20 protein-coding genes and 2 pseudogenes are annotated in these 26249 nt (G+C 73.9%); 9 read left to right on the top strand and 13 right to left on the bottom strand.

Translation table 11 applies throughout. The annotated features are described in order from the left end of the window. Positions 1-196 precede the first annotated feature (196 nt). Entirely contained in the window at positions 197-3127 is a 2931-nt protein-coding gene (locus ACSMXO_RS33525) for a helix-turn-helix transcriptional regulator (protein WP_455415144.1), read from the top strand. Between the two features lie 26 nt (positions 3128-3153). Here ACSMXO_RS33525 and ACSMXO_RS33520 read toward each other — a convergent pair whose 3' ends face one another. Both ACSMXO_RS33520 and lipA read right to left on the bottom strand, forming a co-directional pair. Beyond that, complete coding sequence (locus ACSMXO_RS33520; RefSeq protein WP_455415143.1) at positions 3154-4629, bottom strand: NAD(P)/FAD-dependent oxidoreductase; 1476 nt, start codon at positions 4627-4629, stop codon at positions 3154-3156. A 174-nt stretch (positions 4630-4803) separates the two neighbouring features. Continuing rightward, entirely contained in the window at positions 4804-5880 is a 1077-nt protein-coding gene (gene lipA / locus ACSMXO_RS33515) for a lipoyl synthase (RefSeq protein ID WP_455415142.1), read from the bottom strand. 183 nt (positions 5881-6063) lie between these two features. Here lipA and ACSMXO_RS33510 point away from each other — a divergent pair. Continuing rightward, positions 6064-6273 (top strand): annotated as a pseudogene (locus ACSMXO_RS33510) (amino acid--tRNA ligase-related protein); the annotation flags it as partial. A gap of 41 nt (positions 6274-6314) precedes the next feature. Here ACSMXO_RS33510 and lipB read toward each other — a convergent pair. Continuing rightward, entirely contained in the window at positions 6315-6971 is a 657-nt protein-coding gene (gene lipB / locus ACSMXO_RS33505; protein ID WP_346257960.1) for a lipoyl(octanoyl) transferase LipB, read from the bottom strand. A 136-nt stretch (positions 6972-7107) separates the two neighbouring features. Between lipB and ACSMXO_RS33500 the strand changes: the two genes are divergently transcribed. Then, positions 7108-7578 carry a hypothetical protein gene (locus ACSMXO_RS33500; protein ID WP_455415141.1) on the top strand — a complete coding sequence of 157 codons (471 nt, stop codon included), beginning with the start codon at positions 7108-7110 and terminating at the stop codon, positions 7576-7578. On the opposite strand, the gene ACSMXO_RS33495 is transcribed toward ACSMXO_RS33500, so the two are convergent. Further along, positions 7568-9397, bottom strand: a complete 1830-nt coding sequence (locus tag ACSMXO_RS33495) for a DUF2079 domain-containing protein (protein ID WP_455415140.1) — start codon at positions 9395-9397, stop codon at positions 7568-7570. The two genes, ACSMXO_RS33500 and ACSMXO_RS33495, sit on opposite strands and share 11 nt — an antisense overlap. Positions 9398-9515: 118 nt before the next feature. On the opposite strand from ACSMXO_RS33495, the gene ACSMXO_RS33490 reads away from it, so the two are divergent. Together ACSMXO_RS33490 and ACSMXO_RS33485 are read left to right on the top strand one after the other, a co-directional pair. Further along, positions 9516-10493, top strand: coding sequence for an ATP-binding protein (locus tag ACSMXO_RS33490; RefSeq protein WP_346257957.1), 978 nt, complete (start codon positions 9516-9518; stop codon positions 10491-10493). A 101-nt stretch (positions 10494-10594) separates the two neighbouring features. Then, positions 10595-10987, top strand: a complete 393-nt coding sequence (locus ACSMXO_RS33485; protein ID WP_346257956.1) for an SCO5389 family protein — start codon at positions 10595-10597, stop codon at positions 10985-10987. 25 nt (positions 10988-11012) lie between these two features. On the opposite strand, the gene ACSMXO_RS33480 is transcribed toward ACSMXO_RS33485, so the two are convergent. The 4 genes from ACSMXO_RS33480 to lpdA form a co-directional block, all read right to left on the bottom strand. Next, a complete protein-coding gene (locus ACSMXO_RS33480) occupies positions 11013-11423 on the bottom strand; it encodes a hypothetical protein (RefSeq protein WP_455415139.1) in 411 nt (136 codons plus the stop codon). Positions 11424-11600: 177 nt separating this feature from the next. Continuing rightward, the gene (locus ACSMXO_RS33475; RefSeq protein WP_455415138.1) at positions 11601-12503 is read right to left on the bottom strand and encodes a TIGR01777 family oxidoreductase; all 903 of its coding nucleotides are present in this window, start codon (positions 12501-12503) and stop codon (positions 11601-11603) included. 148 nt (positions 12504-12651) lie between these two features. Continuing rightward, the gene (sucB, locus tag ACSMXO_RS33470) at positions 12652-14466 is read right to left on the bottom strand and encodes a 2-oxoglutarate dehydrogenase, E2 component, dihydrolipoamide succinyltransferase (protein ID WP_455415137.1); all 1815 of its coding nucleotides are present in this window, start codon (positions 14464-14466) and stop codon (positions 12652-12654) included. 71 nt (positions 14467-14537) lie between these two features. Next, positions 14538-15926: a dihydrolipoyl dehydrogenase gene (gene lpdA / locus ACSMXO_RS33465; RefSeq protein WP_346257952.1), complete on the bottom strand. Its 1389-nt coding sequence runs from the start codon at positions 15924-15926 to the stop codon at positions 14538-14540. 267 nt (positions 15927-16193) lie between these two features. Here lpdA and ACSMXO_RS33460 point away from each other — a divergent pair, with 267 nt between their 5' ends. After that, positions 16194-16517, top strand: coding sequence for a hypothetical protein (locus tag ACSMXO_RS33460; RefSeq protein WP_346257951.1), 324 nt, complete (start codon positions 16194-16196; stop codon positions 16515-16517). Positions 16518-16562: 45 nt separating this feature from the next. On the opposite strand, the gene ACSMXO_RS33455 is transcribed toward ACSMXO_RS33460, so the two are convergent. After that, positions 16563-18143, bottom strand: a complete 1581-nt coding sequence (locus ACSMXO_RS33455; protein WP_346257950.1) for a leucyl aminopeptidase — start codon at positions 18141-18143, stop codon at positions 16563-16565. Positions 18144-18305: 162 nt separating this feature from the next. Here ACSMXO_RS33455 and gcvT point away from each other — a divergent pair, with 162 nt between their 5' ends. Beyond that, positions 18306-19493: a glycine cleavage system aminomethyltransferase GcvT gene (gcvT, locus tag ACSMXO_RS33450; RefSeq protein ID WP_346257949.1), complete on the top strand. Its 1188-nt coding sequence runs from the start codon at positions 18306-18308 to the stop codon at positions 19491-19493. A 98-nt stretch (positions 19494-19591) separates the two neighbouring features. Here the strand turns inward: gcvT and ACSMXO_RS33445 are convergent, their stop codons facing one another. The 3 genes and pseudogenes from ACSMXO_RS33445 to ACSMXO_RS33435 all read right to left on the bottom strand — a co-directional run. After that, complete coding sequence (locus tag ACSMXO_RS33445; protein WP_346257948.1) at positions 19592-20884, bottom strand: DUF2314 domain-containing protein; 1293 nt, start codon at positions 20882-20884, stop codon at positions 19592-19594. Positions 20885-20967: 83 nt separating this feature from the next. After that, positions 20968-21738, bottom strand: coding sequence for an adenosylcobinamide-GDP ribazoletransferase (locus ACSMXO_RS33440; protein ID WP_346257947.1), 771 nt, complete (start codon positions 21736-21738; stop codon positions 20968-20970). A gap of 136 nt (positions 21739-21874) precedes the next feature. Beyond that, positions 21875-23944: pseudogene (locus tag ACSMXO_RS33435) on the bottom strand (bifunctional adenosylcobinamide kinase/adenosylcobinamide-phosphate guanylyltransferase); the annotation flags it as partial. A gap of 150 nt (positions 23945-24094) precedes the next feature. Between ACSMXO_RS33435 and ACSMXO_RS33430 the strand changes: the two are divergent. Then, positions 24095-24295: a hypothetical protein gene (locus ACSMXO_RS33430; RefSeq protein ID WP_318394310.1), complete on the top strand. Its 201-nt coding sequence runs from the start codon at positions 24095-24097 to the stop codon at positions 24293-24295. A gap of 5 nt (positions 24296-24300) precedes the next feature. Next, entirely contained in the window at positions 24301-25098 is a 798-nt protein-coding gene (locus ACSMXO_RS33425; protein WP_432879253.1) for a site-2 protease family protein, read from the top strand. 99 nt (positions 25099-25197) lie between these two features. Here the strand turns inward: ACSMXO_RS33425 and ACSMXO_RS33420 are convergent, their stop codons facing one another. Beyond that, on the bottom strand, positions 25198-26196 hold the full coding sequence (locus ACSMXO_RS33420) for an aldo/keto reductase family protein (protein ID WP_346257945.1): 999 nt from the start codon (positions 26194-26196) through the stop codon (positions 25198-25200). Between the last annotated feature and the right edge of the window lie 53 nt (positions 26197-26249).

The following is a 26249-nucleotide window of genomic DNA, read 5'->3' as shown; positions in this document are numbered from 1 at the left end:
CCGTTTTCCACCTGGACCGCGCGGCGCTCACGTACCGCGTCCGGCCTTGCGGTCCGCCGGACCGCGAGCGGAGGTTGGAAAAGGTTCAGTGGGCCGGGACCCGACGCTCGCCGTCCGGCGTCCCGGTCCGCCGGGCGGCGCCGGGGTGGGACCTCGGATCTTCGGGGATCCCGCCCGCCGTGGCATTCTCGATTCCGTGACCACTCGTGCCGCCAGCAGCGTTCTCGTCGGCCGTCAGTCCGAACTCGCCGTCCTGCGCGACGCGCTCAAGCGGGTCCGGGCCGACGAGCCGGCCGCGCTGCTGGTGGGCGGTGAGGCCGGCGTCGGCAAGAGCCGGCTGATCGAGGAGTTCGGCCGGGGCGCCGTCGCCGGCGGCAACCAGCTCCTCGTCGGCCAGTGCCTGGAACTCGGCGAGCAGGGCCTGCCGTTCGCGCCGTTCGCCGCCGCGCTCCGCCAGGTGCTGCGCCGCGACGGGGCGGCGGCGTTCGAGGGGTACGAGCGGGAGTTCGCCCGGCTGCTGCCGGAGCTGGACCGGCTGGCGCCGGCGCCAGCCGGCGCCGACACCCGGACCGCCTCGGACGGGCCGGGGCTCTCCCTGGACCCGCACCGGGGGTACCTCTTCGAGCTGGTCGCCGGGCTCTTCACCCGGCTCGCCGCCGAACGCCCGCTGGTGCTGGTGGTCGAGGACCTGCACTGGGCCGACCGGTCGACCCGGGACCTGATCGCCTTCCTGGCCCGCGCGGTCCGGCCGGCCCGGGTGCTGCTGATCTGCACCTACCGCTCCGACGAGCTGCACCGGGGGCATCCGCTCCGCCCGTTCCTGGCCGAACTGGACCGGGCCCGGGGCGTCGAGCGGCTGGAACTGGACCGGCTGGACCGGGAGGGTACCGGCCAGGTGCTGGCGGACCTGTTCGGCTTCGAGCCCAGCGACCGGGCCATCGACACCATCCACGACCGGACCCAGGGCAACCCGTTCTTCGTCGAGGAACTCGCGGCGGCCAGCGACCCGAGCGGCTGTGCCGACCTGCCGGACACCCTGCGCGACCTGCTGCTGGCCCGGGTCGACCGGCTGCCCGAGCCGGCCCAGCGGGTGCTCCGGATCGCCGGGGCCGGCGGCACCCGGATCGCCCACGAACTGCTCGCCGAGGTGGCCGGGGTGCCGGAGACCGAGCTGGAGGAGGCGCTCCGGGCCGCCGTCGCCGCCCAGCTCGTGGTCGCCGACCCGGACGGCGGCTACGAGTTCCGGCACGCACTGGTCCGGGAGGCCGTACACGAGGACCTGCTGCCCGGAGAGCACGCCCGGCTGCACGCCCGGTACGCGGCCGCGATCGAGGCGCAGCCGCAGCTCGTCGCCGACGGCCGGGTCCCGGCCGAGCTGGCCCATCACTGGTACGCGGCACACGACTATCCCCGGGCGCTGACCGCGGCCTGGGCCGCCGCCGAGGCGGCCGGCTCCCGGTACGCGTACGCCGAGCAGGGGCGGCTGCTGGAGCGGGTACTCGAACTCTGGGAGCAGGTGCCGGACGCGGAGCAGCGGCTCGGCCGCAACCACCTGGCGGTGCTGGAGGCGACCCTCTCGGCGACCTCGACCGCCGGTGACTACAGCCGGGCGCTCGCGCTGACCCGCGCCATGCTGACCGAACTGGACGGTGCGGCCGAGCCGGTCCGGACCGCCAGGGTGCGGCTGCTGCGCGGCCGGCTGCTCCGGATCCTCGGCAAGTCCGACGGCGCCGAGGACCTGCGCGCGGCGTACGCGCTGGTCGCCGAGGTCAACGGCGATCCGCAGCGGGTGCGGCTGCTCGCCGACATCGCCTTCCAGGTCGCCCGGGTGGACCCCGACGAGGGAGGCCGGATGGCCGCCGAGGCGGTGGCCGCCGCGACCGCACTCGCCGACGAGGACGCCGTGCTGAGCGCGACGCTCGCCACCGGCTGGGTGTGCGGCCGCCAGGTCTCGGCCGACGCCGGACTGGCCGACCTGCGCCGCGCGGTCGACCTGGCCCGGGCCGCGGGTGACCCGTCCGCCCTGGTGACCGCGCTGGTGGTCAGCTCCGACGCGCTCTGCGAGGTCGGCCGGTACGCCGAGTCGGCCGAGGCGGCCGCCGCCGGGTACGCCGAGGCGAGGCGGGTCGGGATCAGCCGGTCCACCGGCGCCTTCCTGCTCTCCAACCAGGCCGAGGCGCTGATCGCGCTCGGTCGCTGGGACGAGGCCGACGAGTTGTGCGGGCAGGCGGCCCGGCTCGACCTGCCCGGGATCACCGGCTACCACTGGTTGCAGTTGCGGGCCGGGCTGCGGCTGGCCCGTGGCCAGGCGGGTGCCGACGAGTTGGTCGCCCGGGCGTTGGGCTTCCTCCGCCGGCCGTTCCTGCCGCTGGAGTTGCCGCTGTACGAGCTGCGGGTCGAGGCGGCACTGGCCGCCGGGGACGTCACGGTGGCGGTGGAGGCCGCCCGGGCCCTGCTCGGCCGGCGGCTCGACACCGACCCCCGGTACGCCTGGCCGGCGCTGGCCGCCGCCGCCCGGGCCGCCGTCGCGGCCGGGAACCGGGAACTCGCCGAGCGGGTACGGTCGGTCGCCGACGGGATCGCCGTGCGCTATCCGGCCGAGCGGGCGTACGCGGCCGAGGTGGCGGCGACGCTCGCCGACCCGGCCGGCGCGGTGCCGTGCTGGCAGGAGACGGTGGCGGCGTGGCGGGTGGACGGCCAGCGGTATCCGCTCGGCCGGGCACTGCTCCGGCTGGCCGAGGCGGCAGCCGCGACCGGGGACCGGACGCTGGCGGCGAGCGCGCTCGAAGAGGCGGCGGCGATCGCGGGTGAGCTGGCGGCCGTACCGCTGGGGGAGCAGGCGGCGACGCTGGCCCGGCGGCTCGGGTTGCGGGCCGGGCCCGGCGCGGCGCCCGGCACCGACCTGCTCACCGCCCGGGAGCGGGAGGTGCTGCGGCTGGTCGCGGAGGGGCACAGCAACAGCCGGATCGCCGAGCGGCTCTACATCTCACCGAAGACGGCGAGCGTGCACGTCTCCCGGATCATCGCCAAGCTGGACGTGGCGAACCGGATCGAGGCGGCGGCGGTCGCGCACCGGCTGGGGCTGCTCGACCCGCAGACCCGGGACGGCGGCGTCCCCACCGGCTGACCGGCGGGTCGGCCGGGGTCAGCTCGTCAGCTCGGGACGGGGTCGCGGGGCAGCACCGGGGCGGCCCGGCCGGTGCCGTGCTCGCCCGGGCCCTTCTCCTCGTGGTATTCCTCTTCCACGTTGACCGTCCACACGTCGTGGTCGGTGCCGTCCAAGATGTTCGACACCGAGAGCAGCGCGGTCATCATCGAGTGGTCCGCGTTGTTGTAGCGGTGCATCCCGTTGCGGCCGACCGGGTGCACGTTCGGCACCTCGGCGGCGAGCCAGCCGCGGATCGTCGCGACGTTCTCCTTGTAGGCGAAGTCGTAGAACGGGTAGGCGCGGGGCATCCGGACGACGTAGCCGGCCTCGACCGAGCCGGGGCGGACCAGGCCGAGCCGTTCCAACTCGGCGGTGCCCAGGGCGACCAGGTCGGCGTCCGGGCTGTTCCACAGCTCGTCGCCGATGCTGAGGAAGTATTCCAGCCCGAGGCAGGTCCGACCGTCCTTGACCAGGTACGGCGACCAGGAGCCGAAGTTCTGGATCCGGCCGACCTTCACCTCCGGGGCGTGAATGTAGATCCAGTTGTCCGGAAAGCTGAACTCGGCCGGCACCACCAGCGCGACGGTCAGGAAGTCGCGGTAGAACAGCTCGTTCGCGGCGGCGCGTACGGCCGGTGGGGCCGGCGGGTCCATCGCCAGCACCAGGTGCGAGATCGGCATCGACGACACCACGTGGTCGGCCTCGACCCGACGCGCCCCGGCCGGCCCGTCGACGGTGACCGCGACCGCCCGGCCGCCGGCCCGGTGCACGGCGGTGACCCTGGTGTTCAGGGTGACCCGGCCGCCGCGCTTCTCGACCTGCTCGGCGCAGCGTTCCCACATCATCCCGGGGCCGTGCTTCGGGTAGTTGAATTCCTCGATCAGGCTGGTGATGTCCTTCTGGTTGCGTTTCGGCAGCAGGGCGTTGAGCACGGCGTTGGAGAGCGACAGGTTCTTGATCCGCTGCGCCGCCCAGTCGGCGGAGAGTTCGGTGGCCGGTACGCCCCAGAGCTTCTCGTTGTACGTCTTGAAGAAATGCGTGAAGAGCCGTCGGCCGAACCGGGCGGTGACCCAGCCGGCGAGGTGTGACTGGTCCTTCGGCGGCACGACCTTGGCCCAGAGGTACGAGCCGACGCAGCGCAGCGCCTCGACGATGCCGAGGTTGCGCAGCGCGTTGCCGGCCTTGAGTGGATAGTCGTACAGCTTCCCCCGGTAGTAGATCCGGCTCATCCGGGGCCGGAGCAGGAAGTCCTCGGCGGGCAGGATCTCGTGCCAGAGTGCCTCGACCTGGGGGACCTTGGTGAAGAAACGATGCCCGCCGATGTCGAACCGCCAGCCGTCCCGCTCGACGGTACGGCTGATCCCGCCCACCACGTCGTCGGCCTCGAACACCTCGACGGTGGCGTTCCGCTTGGTCAGCTCGTACGCCGCGGTCAGTCCGGCGGGGCCGGCGCCGATGATCACGGTGTGGGGTGCTGTCATGCTTCTATTCATCACCTTCGACGTGTTGCCGGCAAGCACCTCCCGGCTGACGGCCGGAATCTAACACGGTGCGACGGCTCGGACCCGGTTCGCCACTGGCGTGGACGAGCCGGGTCGAAGGTGGAAAAGAGCTGGCGGGGACCCCTGCCGGAGTTGCCGGCCGCTGGCGGCGGACTACCGGGCGGTAGTGGCGGCCGGCAGCGTCCGGGCCTCGACGGCCTGCTGGTAGAGCCGGCCGGCGCGGTACGACGAGCGCACCAGCGGCCCGCTCAGTACCCCTGCGAAGCCGATCTCCTCGGCCTCCTCGCGCAGCTCCACGAACTCCTCCGGCCGGACCCACCGCTCGACGGGGTGGTGCCGGGGGGTCGGGCGCAGGTACTGCGTGATGGTGACCAGCTCGCAGCCGGCCGCGTGCAGGTCACGCAGTGCCTGGGAGATCTCGGCGCGCTCCTCGCCCAGCCCGAGGATCAGGTTGGACTTGGTCACCAGCCCGGCCGCCCGGGCCTGGGTGAGTACGTCGAGCGAGCGCTCGTAGCGGAACGCCGGCCGGATCCGCTTGAAGATCCGGGGCACCGTCTCGACGTTGTGTGCGAGCACCTCCGGGCGGGCGCCGAAGACCTCGGCGAGCTGCTCCGGGTTGCCGTTGAAGTCCGGGATCAGCAGCTCCACGCCGCAGTGCGGCAGCGCGTCCAGGACGCCCTCGGCACCGGCCGGCCGCTCCCGCCGGGTCAGCCCGTGGATCTGCCGGACCGTCTCGGCGTAGAGCCAGGCACCGCCGTCCGGCAGGTCGTCCCGGGCCACCCCGGTGACGGTGGCGTACCGCAGGCCCATCGCGACCACCGACTCGGCGACCCGGCGTGGCTCGTCCGCGTCGAAGTCGGCCGGCTTGCCGGTGTCGATCTGGCAGAAGTCGCACCGGCGGGTGCACTGGTCACCGCCGATCAGGAAGGTCGCCTCCCGGTCTTCCCAGCACTCGTAGATGTTGGGGCAGCCGGCCTCCTGGCAGACGGTGTGCAGACCCTCCCGGGAAACCAGCCCACGGAGCTGGGTGTATTCGGGACCCATCTTCGCCTTGACCTTGATCCACGGCGGCTTGCGCTCGATCGGCGTCGCCGCGTTGCGGGCCTCGACCCGCAGCAGCCGGCGCCCCTCCGGCGCGACGGGATTGCCGGTACGGATCTCCGGTGCGGTCACGACGCTCACCCCTCCGGCTTCGGCGGCGGTGGATGGCGCGGCTTGCTCGATGGTCACGAATCCGAGCCTACGCGCCGAGAGGTCGGCCGATCGACCGGAGGCGACCGGACTCACGTGCCGGACCAGGTGATACCACTCACGCCGTCCGCCAGGCATGCGTGCGGCGGCGGACGCGGATATTCGGTGTCAGAACGGCAGCCGGTCCGGCTAGCCTCCGGGCAGAGCGTTGACGGAGCCGAGTACCGGTACGCCGACTACCTGGCCGCGCTCGCGCGGCGGGGCGAGCCGGTCGAGCCGTACGCCGGATATCTGGACGCGTTCCGGCACGGCATGCCGCCGCACGGCGGTTTCGCGATCGGGTTGGAGCGGATGGTGGCCCGGCTGCTCGGGGTGGCGAACGTCCGCGAGGTCACCCCGTTCCCCCGCGACCTGCACCGGCTGACCCCGTGACCGGCCGTGCGCCGGGCCGGATCGGGTCCGCCGCCGAGTGCTCAGGGGAGCAGGGTCGGCAGGTGGCGTTCGACCACCGGCAGCACCTCGGCGACGGTGACCGGGCGGCCCAGTTCGGCGGTGAGCGAGGTGACCCCGACGTCGCGCAGCCCGCAGGCGACGATCCGGTCGTACGCGGCGAGGTCGCAGTCACAGTTGATCGAGAAGCCGTGTTGGGTGACGCCCCGGGCCACCCGGATGCCGATCGCGGCGACCTTGCGTTCCGGCCCGCGCTCGTCGGCCGGTACCCAGACGCCGCTGCGCCCCTCCACCAGCATGACCGTGCCGAGTCCCAGCTCGGTGCAGACGTCGAGCAGCAACTGCTCGGTACGCCGGACGAAGGCGACGACGTCCACCGGCAGCCCGGTGTCCGCCCCGGGAAGCTTGAGGATCGGATAGCCGACGAGCTGACCCGGGCCGTGCCAGGTGATCTTGCCGCCCCGGTCCACGTCGATCACCGGCGTACCGTCCATCGGCCGGTCCCAGGGCTCGGTGCGCTTGCCGGCCGTGTAGACGCTCGGGTGTTCGAGCAAGAGTACGGTGTCCGGGCGCTCCCCGGCGACCACCGCCTCGTGCACCCGACGCTGTTCGTCCCAGGCCGCCAGATAGTCCAGGGTCCCGAGCCGGACGCTGGTCAACGCGGCAACAGTGCTGGTCACCGCTCCAGCTTAGTTGGCTACCGGCGGGTCAGTCCGGTTCGTGGCCGGAGTCACCGGCCGGCGGCGACCGCTGCTGCCGGCACCTGTCGGAAGCCACGGTTCAGCCCCGGCGGGCCGGTTCGGGCATGATGCCCGGGTGGATACGCTGCTGACCGGGGTCGTTCTGGTGCACGCCGGGGTCGCGGCCCTCTGGCTGGGCTCGATGGCCTACAGCCTCTTCGCGGTGCAGCCGAAGCTGTCCCGGATGTTCGACGACCCCGAGCGGGTGGAGGACGCGCAGCGGGTGCTGGCGCACGGCAACCGGTGGCCGGTGGTGGGGCTGATCGGGGTGCTCTGGGCGACCGGGCTCGCCCTGGTGCTGCTGGCTCCCGAGCGGTCGGCCGGGTGGTGGGCGGCGGTTGCCGGCCAGGCGGTGCTGCTGGCCGCCGCGACCGGCCTGTTCTGGTGGGTCTCCTGGCGGGGCTGGCCGCGCCGGGTCTTCGCCCTGCCGGCCGAGCTGCCGGGGTTGGCCCGCCGGTTCCGCCGGGTCGCGGCGCTGATGCTCACCCTGGTCGCCACCGCCTACGCCCTCGGCATCCTCGCCGCGCACAACGGCGTCACGGGGTGAGGCGCCAGAGCCAGACGTCGGCTACCCGTTCCGGAGGGCCCAGCAGCGCGGTGGTGACGTCGCGCAGCGCGTCGGTGTGGATGGGGAACTTCGCCCCGTGCACCCGGTCGGCCAGCACCACCGCCTCGACCCGCCAGTAGCGCAGGTCGGCCCGGGCGGCGGCCCGGTCGGCGTCGGTGATCGCCGGCCGCTCGCCGGTCTCGGCCACCCGCATCAGCAGCGCGTCGGTGGCCCGGGGCACCGGCCCGATCCGGCCCCGGCCGTCCGGCCCGCCGGGGCCGAGGAAGAAGCCGGACGGGATGCGGAATTCGCCCTGCCGGTGGCTCAGCGCGTACGCCTGCCAGCGTTGCCCGTCGGGGGCCAGGTCGAGGGTGAGCGGCAGCGGGGTGAGTACCCCGCCGGGCGAGACGTACTGCCGCCAGGTGCCGGCGGTGACGAACTCCGGGATCGGTTCCCGGGGGGTGCTGAGCAGCGGCACCGGCACCAGCGGCAGGAGTGCCACGGCGAACCCGGCCGCCCAGCCGGCTCTCGCCCGCCGGGAAACCGGGCCGGCCCGCAGCAGGTCGACGGTGTGTGCCAGCAGCAGCCCGACCAGCGGCGTCACCACCAGGGCCAACCGGGACGGCAGGGCGGCGTTGAACACCGGCAGGTGGCCGAGCAGGGCGTACGGCAGCGGGACGTCGGTGTGCGCACCGAAGATCTTCACCCGGGGGCCCCAGGAGAGTACGGCGAAGACCAGCGCGGTCACCCCGATCGCCCGTACGGTGGTCCGGCGCTCCGGTGCCGTACGCCGCCACAGCACGACGAAGCAGAGGACGGCCAGCACCAGCAGCGGCAGCCCGAGGAACGAGTTCTCCTCGGTCGGGTTCGGTGCCAGCGAGGTGTCCAGCCCGGCCGCCCCGGCCAGGGTCCGCTGCGGGTACGCCGCGTACGCGGCGATGTCCTCGGCGTGGATCACCGGGTCGAAACCGGTGCCGTGGAACCGCTGCGGGCCGAGGAAGTGCAGCCAGAGCGGGTACGCCAGCAGCGCGAACGCCACCAGCGCGGTGACCCCGAGCCCGCGCAGGAAGTCCGGCAGCGCGGCCCGCACCTCGGCCCGGCGGCCCCGGTCCAGTGCCCAGGTGCCGAAGAAGACGCCGCAGGCCAGCGCGGTGAAGAAGAGTCCTTCGGCGGCGATCGAGAAGGCGACCGTGACCAGCACCCCGAGGAGCAGCCCGCCGGACAGCCACCGGCCGGGCCGGCGCAGCCGGAGCACCCCCCAGAGCAGCATCGGGACCACCCAGCCCGCGCTCCAGTTCAGGTGGGCGTTGGCGTGCGCGACGATGCCGGGCGCGAAGCCGATGAACAGCCCGCCGAGGATCGCGGCCGGGGTGCTCCGGACGAGTGTCCGGGAGAGCAGCCAGTACCAGCCGAACGCCGTGGCGGCGAGGTTGCCGGTGAGGATCACCAGGAAAGTGGCCGAGGCGCCGACCAGGTAGGTGAGCGGGGCGAAGACGACGGCGTACACCGTGACCGAGGTGTTGACCGCCAGGTTGACCCCGTCCGGCACGTTCAGCAGGTCGGTGAAGAACGGGTCCTGGCCGTGGGTGAGCGCGTGTGCGCCGTATGCGAGCAGCCACTCGAAGAGAGCCTGGTCGCTGGAGTTGACGGTGATCGCCCGCCCGCTCGGGTCGGGCCAGAGTCCGCTGGTGATCCAGCCCGCTCCGACGATCGCGACCAGCGCGACGAGCAGGTCGGTCCGGCGGCTCCGCCGGGCGCCCGGGGACGCGGGCGGCGGGGGTGAGATCGGCCCGGCGAGCGCGGGCGGGGAGAGCGGCACGGGCCGGAGGTTACCAACCCCGATCCGACACGCCGAGGATGCGGGCAACCTTGACGGATCTTATGGAAATGATTTCCAATTGGATTAACGTCGCAGAACGCACCGGAGGACCCGTACCGTGAAAATCTCGTTCGTCGGCAAGGGCGGCAGTGGCAAGACCACGCTGGCCGCCCTCTTCGCCCGGCATCTCGCCGCTGCCGGCCCGGCCGACGGCGGCCCGCCGCCGCTGCTCGCCATCGACGCCGACATCAACCAGCACCTCGGGACCGCGCTCGGCGCCACCGAGGCGGAGGCGGCCCGGCTGCCGACGCTCGGCGACCACCTGCCGCAGATCAAGGAGTACCTGCGCGGCGAGAACCCGCGGATCTCCTCGGTCGCCGCGATGGTCAAGACCACCCCGCCTGGCCGGGGCTCCCGGCTGTTGCCGGTCGACGGCGACAACCCGCTGTACGCGGCGGTGGTCCGTGAGGTGGCCGGCGTCCGGCTCGCCGTGACCGGCCCGTTCGGTGCCGACGACCTCGGGGTGTCCTGCTACCACGCCAAGGTGGGTGCGGTGGAACTGCTGCTCAACCACCTGGTCGACGGTCCGGGGGAGTACGTGGTGGTGGACATGACCGCCGGGGCCGACTCGTTCGCCTCCGGGCTGTTCACCCGGTTCGACGCGACCTTCCTGGTCTGCGAGCCGACCCTGCGCAGCGTCGGCGTCTACCGGCAGTACCTCGGCTACGCCCGGGAGTACGGCGTCCGGGTGCACGTGGTCGGCAACAAGGTCGACGACCACGGTGACGTGGAGTTCCTGCGCCAGCACGTCGGTGCCGACCTGCTCACCTGGCTGACCCGCTCCGACTACGTGAAGGGGGCCGAACGGGGCGTACCGGCGCCGGTGCACACCCTGGAGCCGGGCAACCGGGCCGCGCTCGACCTGCTCCGGGCCACCGTCGACGAGCAGGTGCAGGACTGGGCGACCTTCCAGCGGCACGCGGTGGAGTTCCACCTGCGCAACGCGGTCGCCTGGGCCAACGACCGGGTCGGCGAGGACCTGGCCGGCCAGGTGGACCCCGACTTCGTGCCCGGGCCGCAGGCGCCGGTCCGCTGACCGCCGCGCCGGTCGGCGCCGCGACCGGTGCCGGTCGAGATGTGCCGCCGCTCCGGGCCAGCCGGCCCGGTGCGGGTCGAATCCACGACAGGAGGAGAGAGATGTCCCTGGACGTACCCGCCGCACTGCTGGAGCGGGCCGAGGCCGGCCAGGTCGACGACGAGGAGTTCGTCGACTGTGTCCGGCGGTCCCTGCCGTACGCCTGGGCGGTGGTTTCCGAGGTCTCGGCCCGGGTCCACGCGACCACGGCCGACTACGCCGATCACGCCGTACCGCCGCCGAGCGAGGCGGAGCGGGGTCAACTGCTCCGGGCACTGGCCAGCGACGCCATCCGGGGCGGGCTGGAACGCCACTTCGGGGTACGCCTCGCGTTCCAGAACTGCCACCGGGTGGCCGCGTTCCGGCCGGCGGCGGTGGGCGGCACCACGTACCAGCGGTTCGTCTCGCCGCTCGCCCAGGTCCGCAACCAGTCCCCGGAGCTGCGCGACTGCTGACCGGGTCGGCGCGGGGCCCGTCCGGCTACCCGGCGGGTCCCGCGCCGCCGGGACGGCGGGTTCGGCGGGCGACCAGCACGACCAGGGCGCCGGTGAGCACCAGCAGGGCGCCGAGGGCCGGCAGCCAGCCCGGGGGCGGGGCACCGCCGCCGGTGACCGGCAGGTGGCCCGAGGGCGTCGGCCCGGGAGTGGCCGCCGTCGGTTGGGGCGTCGGCGGCGCGGTCGTCGGCAGGGGTACCACCCGGAAGGTGACGCTGCCGGGTCCCGGTGGCTCCCCGGCGGCCACGGTGAAGCCGGTCCGGCCGTCCGGCCAACTGACCGCCACGCCCGTCGTACCGCCGATGGCCAGGCCGGCGGAGAGCGCGAGCGCGGCGGCGACGGCCCGGTGCGGTCTGGTGGGGACGGCCGGTCGGCGGGTCCGGTCCTGGGCGGTCATCGAGCCTCCAGCATCGCGGCGCCGCTCGCGGCGCGGATCGCCTTCCCGACCGCACCGCCGCCACGACGTCCGGGGCCGGAGGTTGTGTCCGGTACGGAAGGTGAATCCACCTTCGCACACCGTTCACCTCTGTTGGCTGTTTCCGGGCCAACTGCCCTACCCGCTCAACCCTCCAGCTCAGCGGCTGGTCAGCGCGGCTTGCAGCGCGCTCGGCAGGTCGGGATGCCGATACTCGAAACCGGCCCGGTTCAGCACCCCGGGCAGCACCCGGAGGCTGCGCAGCGGCTCGACCGACAGCTCGCCGAGCAGGATCCGCAGCGCGATCGCCGGCACCGGCATCACGGTCGGCCGGTGCAGCGCCCGGCCGAGCGCCTTGGTGAACTCGGCGTTGGTCACCGGTGCCGGGCCGACCACGTTGACCGGCCCGGCGAGGTCTTCGCGGTCCAGCAGGAAGGTCATCGCGGCCAGCCAGTCGGCCATCGAGATCCACGGAATCCACTGCCGGCCGCTGCCGAACTTGCCCCCGATACCGAGCCGGTACGGCAGGAGTTGCGGCTTCAGCAGCCCGCCGGTCTGCTCCAGCGGCAGGCCGATGCGCAGCCGTACCACCCGTACCCCGGCCTGCTCGGCCGGTGCGGTCGCCGCCTCCCAGACCCGGCACAGGTCGGCCATGAAGCCGTCGCCGGCCGGCTCGTCCTCCTCGACCGGACGGTCGCCGGTGTCGCCGTACCAGCCGATCGCCGAGCCGTTCAGCAGCGCCCGGGGACGCTGCTCGGCCGGCAGTGCGGCGATCGCCCGGGCCAGCGTCGCGGTGCTGTCCACCCGGCTGGCCCGGAGTACCTCCTTGAAACCGCTGGTCCAGCGCCGGTCGCCGACGTTGGCGCCGGCCAGGTTGATCACCGCGTCGGTGCCGGAGAGCGTCGCCGGGTCGAGTTGGCCGGCGGCCGGATCCCACCGCACCTCGTCCGGGCCCTGAGCGGGGCGCCGGACCAGCCGGACGACGTCGTGCTCCGCCGCCCGGAGCCGATCGGTCAGACGGGTGCCGAGCCAGCCGGACGCGCCGGCCATGAGGATTCGCATCTCCGTATCTTCGCCCACTCCGCCCGAGGCGGCCCGGATCGGCACCGCCGATCCGGGCCAACCCGCCGGGTGGCGGTGTCGGCGTGCGGCCGAAACGGCGCGGGGCGCCCGGCCGACGGCCGGGCGCCCCGCACGGGCGTGGGTGCGATCAGGCCAGCCCGAGTTCGGCCTCGAACTGGCCGGCCTCCAGCCGCTCCTTGATCGCGGTCAGGAACCGGGCGGCGTCCGCACCGTCGACCAGCCGGTGGTCGTAGGAGAGCGCCAGGTAGACCATCGAGCGCGGCGCGATCACCTCGCCGAGCTGCGGGTCGGTGATCACCATCGGCCGCTTGACCACCGCGCCGGTGCCGAGCATCGCCGACTGCGGCGCCGGGACGATCGGGGTGTCGAAGAGCGCGCCCCGGCTGCCGGTGTTGGTCAGCGTGAAGGTCGCACCGGCGATCTCGTCCGGGCTGATCTTGTTGGTGCGGGTCCGCTCGGCGAGGTCGGCGACCCGGCGGGCGATCCCGGCCAGGTTCAGGTCACCGGCGTTGTGGATCACCGGCACCATCAGGCCGCGCTCGGTGTCCACGGCGATGCCGAGGTGCTCCGCCTCCGGATAGGTGATCGTGCCGGCCTCCAGGTCCATCCGGGCGTTGACGACCGGGTAGGTCTGCAACGCCTCGACGGCGGCCAGCGCGAAGAACGGCAGGAACGACAGCTTGACCCCGTGCCGCTGGAGGAACGTGTCCTTGGCCTTGGCCCGCAGCCGGGCCACCTTGGTGACGTCCACCTCGACGACCGTGGTGAGCTGCGCCATCTCGTGCAGCGACTCCTGCATCCGCTTGGCGATCACCGCGCGGATCCGGGGCAGCTTCTGGGTGCTGCCCCGCAGCGGGCTCGGTGCCGCCTTCGGCGCCGGTGCGGCCGGAGCGGCGGCCTGCGCGGCCGGCTGGGCGGCCGGGGCCTGCGCGGCCGCACGGGCCCGCTCGGCCGCATCGAGTACGTCCTGCTTGCGGATCCGGCCACCGACCCCGGTACCGCTGACCGTGGAGAGGTCGACGCCCTGGTCGCTGGCGAGCTTGCGGACCAGCGGCGTGACGTACCCGGCACCGTTCTCGCCGGACGGTGCGGGTGCCGGGGCCGGGGTACGGGCCGGCGCCGGCTGGGCCGCCTGCTCGGTCTGGACCGGCTGCTCGGAACGCTCGGTCTCCGGCGCCGGGGTCTGGTACGACGCACCGGCCGCCGGTGCCGACGGCCGGGCCGGCTCCGCCGCCGGCTTGGCGGGCTCGGGAGCCGGCTTCGCGGCCTCCGGGGCGGGCTTCGCCGGCTCGGCGGCCGGGGCGGCGCCTCCGGCGGCACCGATCACCGCCAGGTCGGCGCCGACCGGCGCGGTCTCGTCCTGGCTGACCCGGATCTCCAGCAGGGTGCCGGCGACCGGGGAGGGGATCTCGGTGTCCACCTTGTCGGTGGAGACCTCGACCAGCGGCTCGTCGGCCTCGACGGTGTCGCCGACCTCCTTCAGCCAGCGGGTCACGGTGCCCTCGGTGACGCTCTCGCCCAGCGCCGGCATCTTGAGGACGGTGCCCGAGTCGCCGGCCGGTGCGGTCTGCGCCGGTACCGTCTCCGGCTCGGCCTGCTCCTGCTGGCCGGCCGGCTCCGCCGCCTCGGCCGACGGGGCGGCCGGGGCCGGCTCGGCCTCGGCCGGCTCCGGCTGGGCCGGCCGGGCCTCGCCGCCCGCCTCGCCGTCGCCGTCGATCACCGCCAGCTCGCTGCCGACCTCGGCGGTCTCGTCCTCGCTCACCACGATCCGGGCCAGCACGCCGGCCGCCGGGGAGGGGATCTCGGTGTCGACCTTGTCGGTGGAAACCTCGAGCAGGGGCTCGTCGACCTCGACCCGGTCGCCCTCCTGCTTCAGCCACCGGGTGACGGTGCCCTCAGTGACGCTCTCGCCCAGCCGGGGCATGGTGACCGATACCGGCATCTTTCAAGACTCCTTCGTGGCCTGTGCGATCCTGGCCCGGTTGGTCGCCGGGCGGCGCGGAGATTCTGTGGTCAGGCGTGTGCGTGCAGCGGCTTGCCGGCCAGGGCCAGGTGGGCCTCGCCGAGCGCCTCGCTCTGGGTGGGGTGGGCGTGGATGAGCTGCGCCACCTCGGCCGGGTACGCCTCCCAGTTGAAGATGAGCTGCGCCTCGCCGATCAGCTCGCCGACCCGGGCACCGACGAGGTGCAGGCCGACCACGGGTCCGTCGTCGACCCGGACCAGCTTGACGAAGCCGGCGGTCTTGAGGATCTGGCTCTTGCCGTTGCCACCGAGGTTGTAGTTGTAGGTCTTCACCTTGTCGGCACCGTACTGCTCCTTGGCCCGGGCCTCGGTGAGCCCGACGGAGGCCAGCTCCGGGTCGGAGTAGGTGACCCGGGGGATGCCGTTCTCGTCGATCACGGCGGGGTTGCGGCCGGCGATCTCCTCGGCCACGAAGATGCCCTGCTGGAAGCCGCGGTGCGCGAGCTGGAGGCCGGGCACGATGTCGCCGACCGCGTAGACGTTCGGCACGCCGGTGCGCAGCCGCTCGTCGGTCAGCACGAAGCCCCGGTCGAGCTTGACGCCCTGCTCCTCGTAACCGAGGTTGGCGGTGTTCGGGCCCCGGCCGACCGCGACCAGCAGCAGTTCGGCCTCGACGGTCTCGCCGCCTTCGATGGTGACCTTGACGCCCTTCTCGGTGTGCTCCACCTTCTCGAACCGCTTGCCGGTCTTGAACCCGATGCCGCGCTTGCGGAAAGCCCGCTCCAGCGCCTTGGATGACTCCTCGTCCTCGGCCGCCACCAGCCGGGGCAGCGCCTCGATGATGGTGACGTCGACCCCGAATGACTTCCAGACGCTGGCGAACTCGACGCCGATGACGCCGCCGCCGAGCACGATCGCCGAGGTCGGCACCCGATCCAGGGTCAGCGCGTGGTCGCTGGTGATCACCCGCTCGCCGTCGATCTCCAGACCGGGCAGGGTCCGGGCGTACGAGCCGGTGGCCAGGATGATGTTGCGGCCGGTGTAGCGGGCCCCGTTCGCCTCGACGGTGTCGGCAGAGACCAGCTTGCCCTCGCCCTCGACCAGGGTGATCTTGGCACCCTTGATCAGCCCTTGCAGGCCCTTGTAGAGCCGCGAGATCACGCCGTCCTTGTAGGCGTTGACGCCGGGCATGTCGATGCCGACCAGCTCGGCCTTGACGCCGAACTGCTCGGACTCGCGGGTCTGGTCGGCGATCTCGGCCGCGTGCAGCAGCGCCTTCGTGGGGATGCAGCCGTTGTGCAGGCAGGTGCCGCCGACCTTGCCCTTCTCGATCATCGCGACCGAGAGGTCCAGTTGGGCGGCGCGCAGCGCCGCCGCGTACCCGCCGCTGCCACCCCCGAGGATGACGACATCGAACGTTCCGCCGTTCGGCTCGCTCACAGTTAACTCCCAGGTCGCGTCGCTGCTACGAGGGTGATGCCGGTCAACCGGGCATACCGCCACCCCCGGTCGGGGTTTTCCGGCCGGCGGGGCGTGGACTTTCTCCGGACTGCCAGTTGGGACCGGGGAGCGCCCACCTCGGTCATCTTGTCACTAGTGGAAGCGGGCCGCGTACCGAGGTGCCCAAGGACACGTCGTCGGGACGTACGCTTGCCGGAAGTCGCCACTTTCGCCGCGGGGCGGCGTGCCGGGGAGGAGAGGGTCGGGTTGGCCTGGTTTCGCCGACGGAAGAAGGCGGTTGTCGCGGCGGGTGATCGTCCCGCCAGCCGTGCGGATCTTGACCACCTTGAACAGTTTGTCCGGTCGAGGCGCGGTGTCGAGGCGTTCATCGAGCCCCGGACGACCGTGACCGAGACCACCGTCATGTTGATCGCCCACGACGGCGAATGGACCCGACGCCGGATCGACGGCCCGGACGGCGCCCGGCGGTTCGCGCACAAGCTGGCGATCCCGATCTACGACGTCCGGCTGGTCGGCTATCCGCAGCGGATGCGCGACTTCAACGAGCGCCGCAAACGGACCACCGGCTGACCGGCTGACCCCGGCCCCGTGCAGCGGGGCCGGGGTCAGCCCGGGTCAGTCGTTGGCGGCGATGTCGTCGACCAGCTCCAGCAGGGTACGCACCGGCACCCCGGTGCCACCCTTGGTCCAGTGGCCGGTCGGCTCGCCCGAGTGGTAGCTCGGCCCGGCGATGTCGATGTGCGCCCACGGCACCTCGTCGGCGACGAACTCGCGCAGGAAGACCCCGCCCTGGAGCATGTGGCCGGCCCGGTCCATCGTCGCGTTGACCTGGGAGATGTCCGCGACCTCGGAGTCCATTCCCTTCCGGACGTCGTCCGGCAGCGGCATCGGCCAGGTCGGCTCGCCGGCCGCGTCACCGGCCTGCTGGACCCGCTGGCAGAGCTCGGTGCTGCCCATCACCCCGGCCACCCGCTTGCCGAGCGCCACCACCTGGCCGCCGGTCAGCGTGGAGGTCTCGACCAGGTAGTCGCAGCCGTCCTCGCAGGCCCGGGCCATCGCGTCGCCGAGCACCATCCGGCCCTCGGCGTCGGTGTTCAGCACCTCGACCCGCTTGCCGTTGTACATCGTCACCACGTCGCCCGGCCGGTACGCGGTGGCCGACGGCATGTTCTCGGCCATCGGCAGGTAGGCGGTCACCGCGACCGCCGGCTTCAGCTCGGCGATCGCCAGCATGGTGGCGGCGACCGCCGCCGCCCCGGCCATGTCGGACTTCATCTCCCACATGCCCTGGGCCGGCTTGATCGAGACGCCGCCGGTGTCGAAGGTGATGCCCTTGCCGACCAGCGCCAGCCGCTTCGCCGACCCGCCGGCACCACCGGCCGGGTCGTAGCTGAGCTTCACCAGCCGGGGCGGCGCCGCCGAGCCCAGCCCGACGGCCAGGATGCCGCCGTAGCCGCCGGCGGCCAGCGCCTGCTCGTCGAGGACCTCCACGCCGAGCCCCGCCTCCCGGGCGGCCGCGGCCACCGAGTCGGCGAAGGACGGCGGGCGCAGCTCGTTCGGCGCCGTGTTCACCCAGTCCCGGGTCCGGGTCACCGCCCGGGCCACCACACCGGCCCGGGTGATCTCCGCCCGGGCCCGGTCGTCACCGGCGTCCGGCACGTGCACCGCGATCGCGGCCACCGGCGGGCGGCGGGTCGGCTGCGGCCGGGTCTTGTAGCCGGCGAACCGGTACGCGCCGAGCAGCGCACCCTCGGCGGTGGCGCGCAGCGCGGCCGGGCCGTCCTCGTCGTCGGGTACCGGAAAGGTCAGCGCGACCCGCTCGGCGCCGGCCAGCGCCCGGACCGCCGAAGCGGCCGCCCGGCGCAGGATCTCCGGTGCCGGGGCCGCCCCGGTCGGCTCGGGGCCCAGCCCGACGGCGGCGACCAGCGGCGCCGTGACGGTGCCCAGGGTGGCCAGTTTGATCACCTCACCCGGGCTGCCGGTGGCGCCCAGCAGCGCCAGGGTCTCCGTCAGCCGGCCGTCGAACGCCGCGGCGATGCTCTCCGCTCCGGTCGCGAGGAGCAGGGTCCCGGCGAAGCCCGCGGCGGGACCCGGTTCGTCCACCGTCTGGCTGTGCAACCCGATGACGATGGCGTCGACGGCGAGTTCGGCGGGGTCGGTGTCGACCAGGCTGAGGCTGGTGCTGGGCGATGTCACTGCGCGGCTCCGGACGGGCGTGGCCGGCCGCCTGGTTGCGGCCGGGCGTTGTGGTCTCCGGCGCAACCTACCCGCCGGATGAATGGGCTGTCCCGCCGACGGTCCGCCGGACGGGTCCCGCCGATGCTAACCATCAGCCGGATCGCAGGTAGGTTGCGACCCATGACCGACCCGACGCAGGTGACCGGCGAGACCCCGGAACCTCCCGCCGACGCACTCCGCCAGTCGCCGCTGCACGAGCGGCACGCCGCGCTCGGCGCCAAGTTCGCCGCCTTCGGCGGCTGGTCCATGCCGCTGGAGTACGCCGGCGGCGGAGTCCTCCGGGAGCACACCGCGGTGCGTACCGGGGTGGGTGTGTTCGACGTCTCCCACCTGGGCAAGGCCCGGATCACCGGCCCGGGGGCGGCCGACTTCGTCAACGCCTGCCTCAGCAACGACCTGGGCCGGATCGGGCCGGGACGGGCGCAGTACACGCTCTGCTGCGACGAGGCGACCGGCGGCGTGGTGGACGACATCATCGCCTATCTGCACGGTCCCGAGCACGTCTTCCTGATCCCGAACGCCGCCAACACCGCCGAGGTGGTACGCCGGCTCCGCGCCGCCGCCCCGGCCGGGATCACCGTGACCAACGAGCACGAGGCGTACGCCGTGCTGGCGGTGCAGGGGCCGCGCTCGGCCGAGCTGCTCGGCACCCTCGGACTGCCGACCGGACACGGCTACATGAGCTTCTCCACCGCCGAACTCGGCTTCTCCACCGCCGGGGCGGCCACCCCGGACGGCGACCTGGTGTCGCTGGTGGTCTGCCGGACCGGTTACACCGGCGAGCACGGGTACGAGCTGGTGGTGCCGGCCGGGGCGGCGACCACGGTCTGGGACGCACTGCTGGCGGCCGGCGAGCCGTACGGGATCCGCGCCTGCGGGCTCGGCGCCCGGGACACCCTGCGGACCGAGATGGGCTACCCGCTGCACGGCCAGGACCTCTCCCCGGAGATCACTCCGGTGCAGGCCCGGGCGGGCTGGGCGGTCGGCTGGGACAAGCCGGCGTTCTGGGGGCGGGACGCGCTGCTCGCCGAGAAGGCGGCCGGGCCGCGCCGCACCCTGTGGGGACTGCTGGCGCTGGACCGGGGTATCCCCCGGCCGGGCATGACGGTGCTCTCCGCCGGCGGTACGGCCGTCGGCACGGTCACCAGCGGCACCTTCTCGCCGACCCGGAAGGCGGGCATCGCCCTCGCCCTGCTGGACAGCGCCGCCGGGCTGGGCCAGGACGACGAGGTCGAGGTCGACGTCCGGGGCCGCCGCGCGGCGATGCGGGTCGTCCGCCCTCCCTTCGTCCAACCCTCCGTGAAGTAGCCCCCCGGCCTGTCGACGATCGGGGAGTCTCAGCGGGGTGCAGACCCCGCCGGGATTCCCCGGTCCGGAGAAAGGGGCGGGGGACGGGTGACCGGGGGTCAGCGTTGGGACCGGTCGCCGGCGTCCAGCACGGCCTGGGTCCAGCCGCCCTCGATCACCCCGCTGCCGTCCAGCAGGGCCCAGTCGACCACGTCGACGGCGTCCACCACGACGGGCTGGCCGACCCGGACCGCCGGATCGGCCGTGGCGTCGCTGGCGCTGGCCCCGACGATCCGTTCCGGGGTCGCCCACGAGGTGACCCCGGCCCAGACGAACTCCGGCCCCTCGTCATTCGGCAGGGCGTACTTGACCAGCAACTGCACCCCGTCCGGCAGGGTGCCGGCGAGGAACCGCTCCCGGATGCCGGGCAGCCCGTCCCGGGCGGTGGCGATCGCCCGGGCCATCGCGTCGTCCGGCCGGGCGTACCGGACGTCGGACTGGGCGGCGGCACCGAACAGGGCGGCGCAGACCGCCGCGAAGTACCGCCCGGCCGGGCCGGGATGGCCGGACGGGGGCAGCAGGGTCAGGAACGAGTCGGCGTCCGGGTCGGTGGCCGGGTCGAGTTCCAGCCGCAGCGCCGCCGGGCCGGTGGTGTCGTGCTGCTGCGGGTTGCCGTACGCCACCGCGATGTCGTGCCCGGTGACCGAGGTGACCACCGGCAACTGGACGAAGGCCGGCACCTCGCTGTCGGTGAGCCCGTCGGTCCAGGCCCGGAGCAGTCGCCGGGCCACCCCGGTCATCACCGCCCCCCAGGCCCGGGTCAGGTGCGTCGGCACCCCCTGCGCCTGCAACTCCAGGAGGCCGAACCGGCGTAGTCCCTTGGTGGTGAACCAGAGCCCGCCGTCGTCCGACGAGTACGGCACCAGGACCCAGTCGATCAGGCGCACCCGGCCCTCGGCGTCCGGCAGCGAGCGCAGTGCGGTGGCTGGGTCGAGGAACTGCAACGCGAAGACGTCGACCACGTCGGTGCCGAGGGAGTCGGCGATGGCGCAGGCAACCGTACGGGCGGCCCACTCGTGCGCGGGTGGCCAGCCGGGCCGGTAGCTGGCCTGCACCACCACCAGGTCGGTGGCGGCGTCCAGCCGGGCGAGCTGGGTGTCGGTGGCCCCGAACGCGGTGAGCAGGTCCGGCGGCAGGTGCGGGAACTCGGCGATCGGCCGGGTGTCGACCGTCATGAGCGGGCTGTCCAGCATCTGCCGGGCGAGGTCGTGCACCGGCCCGGAGAGCCGGCCGCCGAGCGCCGCCACCGCCTCGGCCGGGGCCGGGTCGACCTGGCCGGTGGTGGGCACCAGGTAGGTGGCGGTCAACGACTCCGGGACCGGCACGGGCAGGAAATCGTCCGTGATGAGCATTACGTCCCCCGCTCGACCGCCTGTTGGCCTGGTACTCGTGCTGGTGTCCTTTTCGCGAACGCTACCCGCGAACGCCTGCCCGGTCAGCCGGTCAGCACGACACCGAGGTAGAACAGCGTGCTGCCGAGTTCGACGCCCGCGCCGAGCACGTCGCCGGTGATGCCGCCGAGCCGGCGTACCACGTGCCGGACCAGCAGCAGCGTGCCGGCCAGCGCCCCGGCGACCGCGAGCGGGCCCTGCCAGGGGCGGTCCGGCACCGCCGGCACGGCGAGCAGCGCCACCCCGGCCGAGAGCCCGACCAGCGCGGCCGGGCCGACGGTGCCGGCGACCAGCGCGCCGAGCCCGTCCGGGCGGGCCGCCGGGACACCACGCCGGCAGGCCCAGCTCACCGCCAGCCGGCCGGTCGCGGCACCGGCGGCCAGCGCCGCGAGCAGCGCGGTCCACGGCCGGGCCGCCAGCGCCGCGAACGAGGCGGCCTGGAGCAGGAGTACGAGCAGCAGCGCGGTCACCCCGAACGGGCCGACGTCCGGCTGCCGCATGATCCGCAGTGCGGCTTCCCCGGAGCGGTACGAGCCGAGCGCGTCCACGGTGTCGGCCAGCCCGTCCAGGTGCAGCCCTCGGGTCAGCAGCGCCGCCACCGCCACGGTCACCACACCGGCGACCAGCGGCGGGGCGAGCGCGCCCAGCCCGCCGAGCACCCCGGCGAGGAGTACCCCGAGCAGCGCGCCGACCGGCGGGGCCAGGGTCATCGCCGTACCGGCGGTGGCGCGGTCGACCCGACCGGCCCGCAGCGGCGCGACGGTGAAGGTGGTCAGCGCCAGCCGGCCGCCGGCCGCGAACCGGCCCTCAGACACCCGGTGGCACGGTGGCGCCGTCCCGGCGCCCACCGTCCCGGTCGTCGGCCGCCCCGGTTCCGGTGGCCGGCTGCCCCGGCAGCGGTGCGTCGGTCGATTCCTGTTCCGGCGGTGGCGCGTCCGTCGCCGGCTGCCCGGTGGTGTCCTCCGGCACCGCGGTCGGACCGGGGCCGGCCGGCGGCGGCTCGATGAACTCCTGGTCGTCGTCCGGGTTGTCGTCGGCCCGCCCGGGACGGTCGGCCGGCGGGCCCGGGGCCCACGGTTCGGCCGGGTCGGGCGTCGGCGGGAGCGAGTCGTCGCCCGGTCCGGGGCGGTCGGCCGCCGGTTCCGGGGTCCAGGGTTCGGCCGGGTCCGGCACCGGCGGGAGCGAGCCGTCGCGCGCCGGATCGGACCGGTCGGTGCCTGCCGGATCGGCCGGCTCGCCGCTCGCCAGGCTCGGATGCACCGGCAGGGCGCCGGCGAGGGTCAGCGCGGCGCGTAGCAGCGGCAGCGCGGCCAGCGCGGCGCCACCCTCGCCGAGGCCGAGTCGCAGGTCCAGCAACGGGCTCAGGTCGAGCACATCGGCGCCGAGCTTCACCGCCGGGTGGTCGCCGTGGTCCGGCAGCAGGCACCAGTGCCGGGCCTGGCCGGCGAGGTCCCGGCTGACCAGGCCCGCCGCCACCCCGACCGGCCCGTCCAGCAGCACCGGGGTACGCCGGGCCGTCGCGCCGAGCAGGACGCCGGTGGCGATCGCCAGGTCGCCGCCACCGAGTTCGGCGAGTACGTCCTTGGCGTCCCGGGGGCTGCGCCGGGTGCGGTGCATCGCGTCCCGGACCGCCGCGCAGCGCTGCATCCACGCCTCGTCGTCCACCCGCCCGCCGAGCGTCACCACCCGGCCGAGTACCGCCGCGGGTTCGGCGCCGGCGGTGGCGGCCAGTACGGCTGCCGCGGCGGCCTCGGTACCGGCACCGCAGGCGGCGAGGACCAGCAGGTCCACCCCCGCGTCCACCGCCTCCTCGGCGAGCCGCCAGCCGTAGCGCAGGGCCGCCTCGACCTCGTCGGCGGTCAGCGCCGGGCCCTCCTCGATCGGCCGGGACAGCGGTGCCTCGACCACCTGGAGGGTGGCGCCGGCCTCGGCGGCAAGCCGGGCGATCGGCCCGGTGCCCTGCCGGGCCTGCTCGGCGCGGCGGGTGGACTCGCCGGGTACCGCACCGGCGGCGGCGCCACCGGAGTGGTCGCCGTGCAGCAGCAGTACCCGGACCGAGCGCCAGGGCTCCGGGGTCGCCGTCCCCTGGGTGGCGGCGGCGAACGAGACCACCCGATCCAGCTGGCCGAGGCCGCTGCCGGGGAGGTCGAGCGTGCCGAGCCGGTCGACGGCGGCGGGGCCGGCGTACTCGTCCGGCATCGGCAGGTCCATCCCGGGCTGGATGACCAGACCGGTGGCGACCATCGGCAGTGCCATGGTCGGCGCCGTCCAGCCCGTCCCGGTCCCGGTCGCCGTCGACGGCGCGGGTTCGGCCGCCGGTGCCGGGATCACGGTCGGCCGGAGTACCTGCGGCACCGCGCCCAGCACCTCGGTCCAGGCCGAGGTGGCCGGGGCGGCCCGGTCGGCGCCGGCCCGGTCGACCTGTGCCGGTACGCCAGGCTGGCCGGCGCCGGCTGGGACCGCCGGCGACTGGACCGCGCCGGCCTTCAGCCAGGCCGGTTGTCCGGCGATCACCAGCACCACCGCGTCGCAGGCGTCCGCGACCGCCTGGTTGGTGGTGCCGAGCGCGTCGGCGAAGGCCCGGCCGAGCGGGGTGACCGGCACCGTCGACAGCCCCACCTCGGGGCTGACCAGCACCAGCCGGGCCGGGCAGTCCCGGATCGCGGCACCGAGCTCGCCGATGGTGGCGACGTCGTCGGCGGGCTGGTGCGCCGGGTCGAGCAGCACGGTCACCCAGCCGCCGAGGTCGTCGACGAGCAGCGTGTCGTTCGGACCGGCGCCGGCGATCAGTGCGGCCAGCCGGGACGGGTCGGCGTTGGCCTCCTCCGTCGTCCAGCCCGCCGGCCGGCGGATCCGGTGGGCGTCGATCCGGGCCGTCCAGTCCGGGTCGTCCGGGTCGGTCACGGCGGTCGCGACATAACGGACGACCGGTACGTCCCTAAGCAGCGACTCGGCGAACTCGGACTTGCCGGAGCGGATCCCGCCCAGCACCAGGAGCCTGCTCCACCCGTCTACGGACATGCCCGTACCTTAGAGCGCTTGGCTGGACAGCTCGCGGTGAGGTACGCCGGTGCGGAACCGCTCCGGACCGCTCTGGCTGGCTGACACCGGCCGGCCGACTAGGCTGGCGGGGGTTTGTCGGCGCGGAAGATCGGCGAGGGGAGACGCGACATGCCGTGGAGCTGGCGGTACGAGGGCGCGGACGGCGATCCGGTGAACGGACCGGCCGAGGCGTTCAGCAGCCAGGCCGACGCCGAGTCCTGGATCGGCCAGACCTGGCGTGAGCTCGCCGCCGCAGGTGTCGCCTCGGTGCTGCTGGTCGAGGACGACCGGGTGGAGTACCGGATGAGCCTGCTGCCCGCGGCCGAGTGACCGGGATGAACTTCGACCAACGCGGCCGGGACCGGCTGGTCCTCGGCGTGCCCCCGGAGGCGTTCCGGCCCAGCCCGATCTTCCTGGCCCTGGTCGCGCTCTTCGTGACCAGCGGCGCGATGGCGTGGAACGGGTTCGGCAACGTCCGGCTCGACGTCTTCCTCTTCGTCGTCTCGGGCTGGCTGGTCTCGCTCTGCCTGCACGAGTACGCGCACGCCGTGGTGGCGTACCGGGCCGGTGACCGGGGAGTGGCGCACCGCGGCTACCTGACCCTGAACCCGCTGAAATACAGCCACCCGCTGCTGTCGATCATCCTGCCCGTGGTGGTGGTGCTGCTCGGCGGCATCGGCCTGCCGGGCGGGGCCGTCTGGGTGGACCGGCACGAGATCCCCGGCCGGCTCCGGCACTCGCTGGTCAGCCTGGCCGGTCCGGCCACCAACGTGCTGTTCGCGCTGCTGCTGGTCGTACCGTTCGCGATCGGGGTGGACGTCAACGCCGCGCCGGAGTTCTGGTCCGGGGTCGCGCTGCTCGCCTTCCTCCAGCTCACCGCGAGCATCCTCAACCTGCTGCCGGTGCCGGGTCTGGACGGCGGCAACGTCCTCCAGCCGTGGTTGAACCCGCAGTGGCGGCGCGGCTACGACCTGATGGCCCCGTACGGCTTCATCCTGCTCTTCGCCCTGCTCTGGAACCCGCGGGTCGGCGGCTGGTTCTTCGGCGGGGTCTTCGCGGTCGGCGACCTGATCGGCCTGCCCGACTACCTCTACGCCGAGGGCCTGCGCCTGATCCGCTTCTGGCAGGGCTGACCCGGACCGGACCCGGAAGGCCCCGCCCGGCGCACGCCAGGTCGGCGCGTGTCGGGCGGGGCCTTCGGCACACCTGCCGGGGTCAGGACCGCCGCACGGTCACGGCCGCTGGGCCGGGCTCTGCGTCTTGGCCGGGTCCCGCTCGGTGATCGGCTCGACGATCTCGTCGATCGCCTTGAGCAGCTCGGCGTCGAGCTTCACCCCGGCCGCCTTGACGTTGTCCTGTACCTGCTCGGGGCGGGAGGCGCCGATGATCGCCGAGGAGACGTTCGGGTTCTGCAGCACCCAGGCGACCGCGAGCTGGGCCATGCTGAGGCCGGCCTGCTCGGCGAGCGGCTTGAGCCGCTGCACCCGGGTCAGCACCTCGTCGGACATGAACCGGGCGATGAAGCCCGCCCCGCCGGAGGTGTCGGTGGCCCGGGAACCGGCCGGCGGCTCCTGGCCGGGCAGGTACTTGCCGGTCAGCACACCCTGGGCGATCGGCGAGAAGACGATCTGGCTGACGCCGAGCTCCTGGCTGGTCGGCACGACCTCGCCCTCGATGACCCGCCACAGCATCGAGTACTGCGGCTGGTTCGAGACGAGCTGGATCTTCAGCTCCCGGGCCAGCTCGTGCGCGGCCCGGATCTCGGACGCCTTCCACTCCGAGACGCCGATGTAGTGCGCCTTGCCGGAGTGCACGACGTCGGCGAACGCCTCCATCGTCTCCTCCAGCGGCGTGGAGTAGTCGTACCGGTGCGCCTGGTAGAGGTCGACGTAGTCGGTCTGGAGGCGGCGCAGCGAGCCGTTGATCGACTCCATGATGTGCTTGCGGGACAGGCCCCGGTCGTTCCGGCCCGGGCCGGTCGGCCAGTAGACCTTGGTGAGGATCTCCAGACCCTCCCGGCGCTCGCCCTTCAGGGCCCGGCCCAGCACCGCCTCCGCCTTGGTGCCGGCGTACACGTCAGCGGTGTCGAAGGTGGTGATGCCGACGTCCAGAGCCGCGCGTACGCAGGAGAGTGCGGCCTCCTCCTCGATCTGGGAGCCGTGGGTGATCCAGTTTCCGTACGAGATCTCGCTGATCAGCAGGCCCGAGCGGCCAAGGTGTCGGAATTCCATACCTCTGACCCTAGTCCTCGTACCCGGAGTGGATCAGGTTGGGCGACCGGGCG

Source organism: Plantactinospora sp. DSM 117369 (genome assembly GCF_053764795.1).
Note: the sequence above shows the minus strand (reverse complement) of the source record. Positions and strands in the feature narration are given on the sequence as shown.

Excerpts from the sequence above, each read along its gene's own strand:
- gcvT (WP_346257949.1), top strand. The coding sequence starts at position 18,306 with ATGACCGACCCGACGCAGGTGACCGGCGAGACCCCGGAACCTCCCGCC.
- ACSMXO_RS33475 (WP_455415138.1), bottom strand. The coding sequence starts at position 12,503 with ATGCGAATCCTCATGGCCGGCGCGTCCGGCTGGCTCGGCACCCGTCTG.
- ACSMXO_RS33425 (WP_432879253.1), top strand. The coding sequence starts at position 24,301 with ATGAACTTCGACCAACGCGGCCGGGACCGGCTGGTCCTCGGCGTGCCC.
- ACSMXO_RS33445 (WP_346257948.1), bottom strand. The coding sequence starts at position 20,884 with ATGCTCATCACGGACGATTTCCTGCCCGTGCCGGTCCCGGAGTCGTTG.
- ACSMXO_RS33420 (WP_346257945.1), bottom strand. The coding sequence starts at position 26,196 with ATGGAATTCCGACACCTTGGCCGCTCGGGCCTGCTGATCAGCGAGATC.
- sucB (WP_455415137.1), bottom strand. The coding sequence starts at position 14,466 with ATGCCGGTATCGGTCACCATGCCCCGGCTGGGCGAGAGCGTCACTGAG.
- ACSMXO_RS33520 (WP_455415143.1), bottom strand. The coding sequence starts at position 4,629 with ATGACAGCACCCCACACCGTGATCATCGGCGCCGGCCCCGCCGGACTG.
- ACSMXO_RS33480 (WP_455415139.1), bottom strand. The coding sequence starts at position 11,423 with ATGACCGCCCAGGACCGGACCCGCCGACCGGCCGTCCCCACCAGACCG.
- ACSMXO_RS33485 (WP_346257956.1), top strand. The coding sequence starts at position 10,595 with ATGTCCCTGGACGTACCCGCCGCACTGCTGGAGCGGGCCGAGGCCGGC.
- ACSMXO_RS33430 (WP_318394310.1), top strand. The coding sequence starts at position 24,095 with ATGCCGTGGAGCTGGCGGTACGAGGGCGCGGACGGCGATCCGGTGAAC.